Source organism: Streptomyces turgidiscabies Car8, assembly GCF_000331005.1.
Taxonomy (GTDB): Bacteria; Actinomycetota; Actinomycetes; order Streptomycetales; family Streptomycetaceae; genus Streptomyces; species Streptomyces turgidiscabies.
In genome coordinates this window covers 1-6745 of record NZ_AEJB01000562.1, presented here as the reverse complement: position 1 = coordinate 6745, position 6745 = coordinate 1, and the positions used below count along the sequence as shown (strand labels likewise).

Genomic DNA, 6745 nt, shown 5'->3' with positions numbered 1-6745 from the left:
TGTGCGGTGCGGCGGCTCGTAGGGGTCCTGGCGCCCGGGGCGGACGGGCGGGCGGTCCGCCACCCAGTCAGGGGTGAACGGTTCGGCGTCGGACGGCTCCAGCTCGGGAGTGGGTGTACCGGTGCGTCCGTCGCGGCGGGCGGGAAGTGAGCCGATCGGTCCGGTGATCCCGCCCAGCCGCCCCTGGTTGAGGAGGTGGAGGGCCTGTGTCTCCAGGTCGTTGGACTGGATCTGACCGCTCTCCACCATGTCGAACAGCCGGTCGACGCGCTCCTTCTCGTCCTGCCGGCCCTCCTGCCGGATCTTCTCCAGGAAGTCCTTCGCCTCCGTCGGCTGGGCCGCCAGCATGTAGCTGAGCTGCTCCAGCTGCCCGCCCTGCAGCATGGATCTGAACCGTGCCTGGTGCACCCGCGTCAGCTCGGCCGAGGCGTGCGCGTCCCGCATGCCGTTCATGTACTCGATGGCCCGGTCGTCGACGCGCAACCGGACGTACAGCCGTACCTTCAGGCCGAGTTCGACCCCCAGTTCACCCCAGCGTCCGCCCGTGCACTCCCGGGTGATGGCCCGGTTGGCCTGCTCGGCCTCGTGCACCCGGTAGGTCGAGGTGACCTCACGCAGCCGCTCCAGAACGGGTGCGGTGAGCCGTTTCGCGATGTCCGTGACGACCTGCACGGCGGCCAGATGCGGGTCGTCCACCGTCCAGTGGATGTCCACCTCGGCCTTGAAGAAACTGGTGCCCCCGGCCGCAGGCAGCTCCATCTCCAGCGTCGTCTGATAGGTGCCGAGCGCGATCTCGCAGATGTTGTACGGCCGTGCCAGCGCCCGTTTGTCCACATGCCGGGTCCCGGTCACGGTGACCACGCTGTGGCCGCCGTTCCGGTAGAACAGCACCAGCGCCTTCTGGGCGCTCACCTGCGGCTGGACACCGTTCGGCGCGTACTCGGTCAGGAACGGGCCCGCCGGTCCCTCGTCGTTCTCAGCCATGGCTTCTCTCCTCCTGGCCGCTCCGGCTCCGCCGTCCGACGGCGAGCCACCACAGGGAGCGCGCCAGGGTGTCGGGGAACGGGTCGTCCGGATCGTTCATCATTCGGCGCAGCAGCCAGTCCAGCCGCCGCCGGTCGGTCTCCTCGGCGGCCAGCGCGGGCAGCAGCGCCGCCAGCCCGGGCCGCGTCCACTCCGTGCCGTCCTTGCGTACGGCAGTGCGCAGCATGCTCTCCAGCGCGTCCGTGGCCACGTCCTTGGAACGGGCCGTGTTCAGTGCCGTCCACATCAAGTCGGCTATCGGCAGGGCGAGTTCGGGCCGGTCGGCGGCCAGGGCGAGTGCCAGGGGCCAGTCGCCGCGCTCCCCGAGCGAGGGTGCCGGCTCGTCGATCAGCAGCTTGTCGACCCTGGTCGAGGCGAGCCAGACGGTGGCCGCGAGGCCGAGCGTCTGGTAGCCGTCGCGCTTGTGCGCGATCCAGTCGCCCATCCGTCCCAGTACCGTCACGGCCTGCTCGCTGTCCGGCAGCGCCAGCAGCCGTACGACGTTGAACGCGGCGGCGGCCCGCAGCGACTGCCCCCCGTCTTCGCGGACCCCGATCCGGGCCAGCGCGTCCAGCGCGTCGCCGGCCGAGTCCGCGCAGTTGCCGTAGCCCAGCGCCGCCGCCGCCGTCGAGCGCAGGCTCCACGTCCCGGACCGGCTCCAGTCCTCGACCAGTTTCCGTACGGCCTTGCGGTGCGAGGCGTGACCGGCGGCCTGGTCCAGCATCGTGGCCGCGAACAGCCTGCGGTGGGCGCTGCCCTCGGCGAGCGGCCTGACCAGTTCGGCGAACCCGTGGTCGAAGTCCCGTACGCACAGTTCCCCGGCGGCGACCGCCGCGCGCACCCACACCTGGGGCCGCTGGTCGTCCGCCAGTAGCCGCAGCCAGCGCACGACCGGCGCCCGCACCGGGAAGTGCCGCTCCCACAACTCGGTCAGGACCGCCGACGGCAGGGCGCCGCCCCGGTACCAGATCAGCCGAGCCGCCACCCCGGCCCCGGCCACCTCGACCTCGCCGTCGGTGAGTTCGGCCCGGGACAGGGCGACATCGGCCTCCGGGTCGTCGCAGAACAGGGGCCGGGCGGGCGTGTGGTCGGGGTCGCACTGGACGGACAGTTCCCAGGTCAGCAGATGTGCGGCGGAGGACACCGCGCTGTGCGAGGCCCCGCCGAGGACGGCGAGCGCGATCCGGAACGCCACGGGGTGGAACAGGGCTGCGGTGCCCGGCCGTCGCGGGGTTCGCGCCCCGTCCTCGGCGCCCTTTCCCGCCGGTGCGGTGAGCGCGCGGTCCACACCGGCGAACCACTCCTGGGCCTGGTCGGCGGCGAGCCGGCGGCACCCGGTCAGCAGTTCCGCCTGCGACAGATCACCGAGCAGCCGGCCGGCCAGCAGCGAGGCGAGAAGCTCGGCCTCGGCGGGCCGCAGGTCCTTCAGCCCGACCGCGTCCACCACCTCCTCGCTCCGCGCCAACTCCTCGGCACGGGCGAGCAGTTCCTCCAGTCCGACGGTGTCCTCGGGAGCGTCGGTGACATGGCTCTCCAGCCGTTCCCGGAGGCGGGTGGTGAGGAGTTCCTGGGTGGGCGCGGGTGGGCAGAGCATGCCGTAGCGCCCGGCGAGCAGCGGGCCGGCCGCCGAGCCGACGGTGACGACGAGCACCGCGAAGGCCTCGAACCGGGCCAGGGCGGTGGCCAGTTCGTCGAGGTCCAGCTCGTCCGGGGGCAGCGCGCCGGGCCGGGTGAGGAGCAGTTCCAGGAGGTAGCCGGTCCGGCCCGGGAAGTCGTCGTCGCCCAGCTTGCCCGCCAGTTGCCGTACGCCGTCCGGGTCGACCCGGCGCACCGGCGAACCGGCGGCGGCCTCGCTGCCCGTGGCCTCGGGGGCGTCGGCGGTGACCTCCGCGAGCAGGGAGAGCGCCGTACTCGTACGGCCGGTGCCGGGGGCGGCGCCGAGCACCAGCAGACGGCGGGCGCGCAACGCGTTGCGCAGTCCTACGTAGCCCTCGGGGACCACGTGCGCGCGGCGCAGGGTGCGCAACTCGTCGGCGGGTACGGGGCCGCTGCGCAAGGCGGGGCCGTGCAGCCGGGCGTCGGTGCCCAGGACGATGTCGCCGAAGTGGGCGCTGTTGAAGAACGAGCGGTCGACGCTGGTGAGGTCGCGGCCGGACTCGAAGAGCGTCCGGGTGGCGCGGCGTGTACGGGAGGCGGAGGCGAGGTCGGTGGGGCCGTCCTCGCCCTGCTCCTCGGCGAAGGGGGCGCGGGTGTACGCCTTGAACTGCTCGGCGGCGAGGGCCCGTTCGTCCTCCTTGTCGTCCCGTTCGCCGTCCTGCTTCCTGTCCGTCTCCTCGGCGCCCTCCCGGTCGTCGGTCCTGCCCTCGGGCCGGTGCTGGTCGGGGGTTTCGGGGGCGTCGTCCGACTGCTGGTCGTCGCTCACTCGCCCCCGCCCTTCGATTCGAAGTGCACGTCCCGGTAGGTGTTGTCGCGGTGCACCTGGATGTCGCGCCGGGCGTTGTAGGTGGTCCCGGCGTCCGGGCTGCCGACGTGCGGCGGGACCCCGCTCGGCTCGTCGGGGCGAGGTGCGGGCTCGGGCGGGGCGGGGGCGGCGACGGGCAGCCGGGGCGCCGCTCTGCCCGGCAGATGGAACCAGGCGGTGGTCTCGCCCTCCTTGAGGGGGAGGCGGGCCGAGACGTAGCGCTCGGGCTCGATGTACTTGCCGCCGCCGCTCACCACGTCCTCGTACAGGCAGCCGGAGGTCACCAGGACCAGGTCGGCGCCCTCGGCGTCGAGCAACTCCCGGGCCACGGCGGAGTCGGCGAGGCGGCAGGCCAGGTCGACGGCGCGTCCGCTGATCCCGCGCCCGTCGTGCCGGACCGGACCCACGTGCATACCGATCCGCAGGCCCAGCGGCACCCGCAGCGACCGGTTCTCGTCACGCAGGTTCTCGTGCAGCTCGACCAGCCACAGCCCCAGCAGCCGGGACACCGGGATCCCCGCCGACACCGACAGCAGTACGCCGTCCCCGCGGTCCTCCATGTGTACGGCGTCCCGCGCCACCTTGGCGTGCGTGAACGCCGTCTCCACCACCCGGTATATCCGGGCCCGCATCCTTGGTTTGTCGATGTCGTCGTACTGCCCGGAACGCCGGGCGTCGACGCTGATCACCAACTCGTAGCGCGCTTCGGTGAGTTCCATGGCGTCGCCGTCCACCCCGTGCCCCCTATGGTGCGTTCGATCGTTGTTCGGTCGCCCCTCCAGAGTCGGCCCCGGGGCGAGGGGCGTCTGTAGCCGTTTACACACGACGGGGCGGAGGTTCTGGGGATTTACGCCTGTTGCGCCTCCGTGTCCGTGTGGCCGTCGGCGAGCAGGGCGAGCAGGTCGGGGTCGAGGATCTCCACGACCCGGTTGCCGGTCCGCACGATCCGCTGGGTACGCAGCAGCCGCAGGCTCTTGGCGACGGCTTCCCGGGTGGCTCCTATGCTCGCGGCCAGCTCGTCCTGGGCCAGCTGGACCACCGAGGAACCGGGCCGGGCCGCCGGAGCCGACAGGGCCGGTGGAGCCGGCGGGGCGTACGGGCCACGGGGTGCGCCGCCCGACCCCGACAGTTCGGTGAGCCGTCCGGCCAGACGCTGGAGCACGGTGAGAGAGGCGAGCGCGGACCGCTCCTGGTCGGCGCTGCGGAGCCGGAAGGTGAGCTGGCGTATGACCAGCCCGCTCACCCGGGGGTGCTCGGCGAGGAACCTGCGGAACGCGTCCCCCGCTATGACCTGGGCCTGGGTCGGCCCCAGCGCGCGGACGGTGGCGCTGCGTGGATGCGGGTCCAACGCGGCCATCTCCCCGAGGAGTTCACCGGGACCGCGCAGCCCGAGTATCAGCCGGGTGGCCCCCCGGTCCGTCGCGACGGAGACGGTCACCCACCCCCTGACGACGATCAGGACATGCTGGGACCGGTCGCCCTCGGTGAGGAGATGGGCGTCGGCCGCGAAGTGCTTCGGGTTACCGAGGGCCATGACGCCCTCGCGCTCCTGGGCGGTCAGCGCCTGTGCGAACGCCAGCTCATTGCCTAGCAGTCCCATGGCACGCCCCCCCCGCCGCGTTCCGGACCCCTGGTTTTGCGATGGCGTCGATGGTGACAGAGCGAAGCCCTGAGTTGAGCGGTTTCCGCCATATTGGGGGTACCGCCCGGTAATCCCTGCTAATCACCGAACGGGCACGTGAATGACCCCGGAGGCCCTGAACTCCGGCCCCTGGTCTTCCCGTTGACGCCTTTCCGGCGGGCCGCCCCGTCCCCGCCGGCCACAGAGGACGCTCAGGCCAGACGCGGCACTCGGATATCTGTTCGCCCCCGCATATGAGACCGGTCGGATCCGGTCGGGTTGGCCGAAAATCAAGTGGCCACGCCTCGCGACGAGGTATCCCCCCTTCTTCTGATCCGACTCTGATGAACCCCCCAGGAAACTCTGGGCCGCCTTCTGATCGCGCATTGATCAACCGGCCCGGCCCCGCCTGTGGAATGGGCTCAGCCGGTGGAACTCCCCCCACAGGCATCAGCTCTCCGGAAGGAAATGGGCCATGGCATTCTCACCTCGCAGCTTCGTGTCCAAGAAGGGCCTGCCCCGTACCGCCGGGGCGGTGGCCGCCATCGCTGTCGGCGCCACTCTGCTCGCGGCTCCGTCGGCCAGTGCCGCCGACAACCCCACCCCCAAGGAACTGCTGCAGACCTGCAACGTCAGCACCAGCCTCTGCGTGTTCCACCCGCAGAGCTTCCAGGAGTACACCGGCCCGAGCCACCACCTCGGACCGACCGTGTACAACTGCGCGACGAACGCGAACACCCTCACCGTCGGCGGTGAGGAGACGGTCGGATCCTCCGACTCCGTCGGCCTCACGATCACCGCCTCCGCCGGATTCGCGAAGGTCTTCGAGGTCGGCCTGGAGACGAGCTACAACCGCACGTGGGAACGCAGCCACATGGACAAGGTCGAGTTCGGGACCAGCGTCCCCGCCGGCTACAAGGGCTGGGTGGAGCGGGGTACCCCGAAGCGCAAGGCCACCGGCTGGTACGAGATCCAGTACAAGAACCGTCACTGGGGTCACTTCGACTGGTACGTCTACAACTACACCGAGTCGGGCTGGGACGTCGGAAAGTCGAACGGCGGCTACGCGAACTTCAAGGACGCGCCGATGACGCAGCAGGAACGCAACGAGCACTGCGGCCGCTGATTTCCGCTCCGGCAATTCCCCTCCCACGCAATTCTCCCCACGCAATTCCCTCCCCTCTCCTTTTCGCCGGGCATGCCCGAGAAGGCATGCCCGGCGCGCGAAAGAAACGGTGGCAGTTCCATGAACGGAATCAAGCGGAAAATCACGATGGCGGTTCTCGCCGGGGCCACTGCGGTCGGTGCGCTGGCGATGCCCGCGACGGCTTCCGCGGACGGCGGCAAGTACCTTCAGCTGAAGGTCTGCAGCGGTTCGACCGAGACGGTCAAGTTCTACTTCGTCGGTGAGAACCAGCACGGCGACTGGGTCGGCTCCCAGTTCTGGGAGATCCCGCCGAAGGGCTGCACGACGGCCGCGGGCTACTGGTGGACAGCCGGCCGGTCGGTCGAGTTCCACCACCGCAAGCCCAGCACGGGCTGGCGCTGGGAACCCCGTGTCGTCCCGGCGAACGGCCAGCACGACGGCGGTACCTACCAGCTCTGGATCGGCTAGAGCCTCGACGGACCTGACGAAAAGG

At 71.1% G+C, this 6745-nt stretch carries 6 protein-coding genes; 2 read left to right on the top strand and 4 right to left on the bottom strand.

Annotation, left to right across the window (positions count from 1 at the left end; translation table 11 throughout):
• The 4 genes from STRTUCAR8_RS40165 to STRTUCAR8_RS40150 form a co-directional block, all read right to left on the bottom strand.
• On the bottom strand, positions 1-984 hold a 984-nt coding region (locus tag STRTUCAR8_RS40165; protein WP_006382119.1), incomplete at its 3' end, for a hypothetical protein.
• A complete protein-coding gene (locus STRTUCAR8_RS40160; protein ID WP_006382115.1) occupies positions 977-3445 on the bottom strand; it encodes a hypothetical protein in 2469 nt (822 codons plus the stop codon). The genes STRTUCAR8_RS40160 and STRTUCAR8_RS40165, both read right to left, overlap by 8 nt.
• Positions 3442-4203, bottom strand: coding sequence for a nucleotidyl cyclase domain-containing protein (locus tag STRTUCAR8_RS40155; protein WP_234372485.1), 762 nt, complete (start codon positions 4201-4203; stop codon positions 3442-3444). The genes STRTUCAR8_RS40160 and STRTUCAR8_RS40155 overlap by 4 nt, the downstream gene beginning before the upstream one ends.
• A 128-nt stretch (positions 4204-4331) precedes the next feature.
• Positions 4332-5084 carry a Crp/Fnr family transcriptional regulator gene (locus STRTUCAR8_RS40150; RefSeq protein WP_006382116.1) on the bottom strand — a complete coding sequence of 251 codons (753 nt, stop codon included), beginning with the start codon at positions 5082-5084 and terminating at the stop codon, positions 4332-4334.
• A gap of 496 nt (positions 5085-5580) precedes the next feature.
• On the opposite strand from STRTUCAR8_RS40150, the gene STRTUCAR8_RS40145 reads away from it, so the two are divergent.
• The gene (locus STRTUCAR8_RS40145; RefSeq protein WP_006382114.1) at positions 5581-6231 is read left to right on the top strand and encodes a hypothetical protein; all 651 of its coding nucleotides are present in this window, start codon (positions 5581-5583) and stop codon (positions 6229-6231) included.
• Between the two features lie 120 nt (positions 6232-6351).
• Positions 6352-6720: a hypothetical protein gene (locus STRTUCAR8_RS40140; RefSeq protein WP_006382117.1), complete on the top strand. Its 369-nt coding sequence runs from the start codon at positions 6352-6354 to the stop codon at positions 6718-6720.
• Positions 6721-6745: the final 25 nt, after the last annotated feature.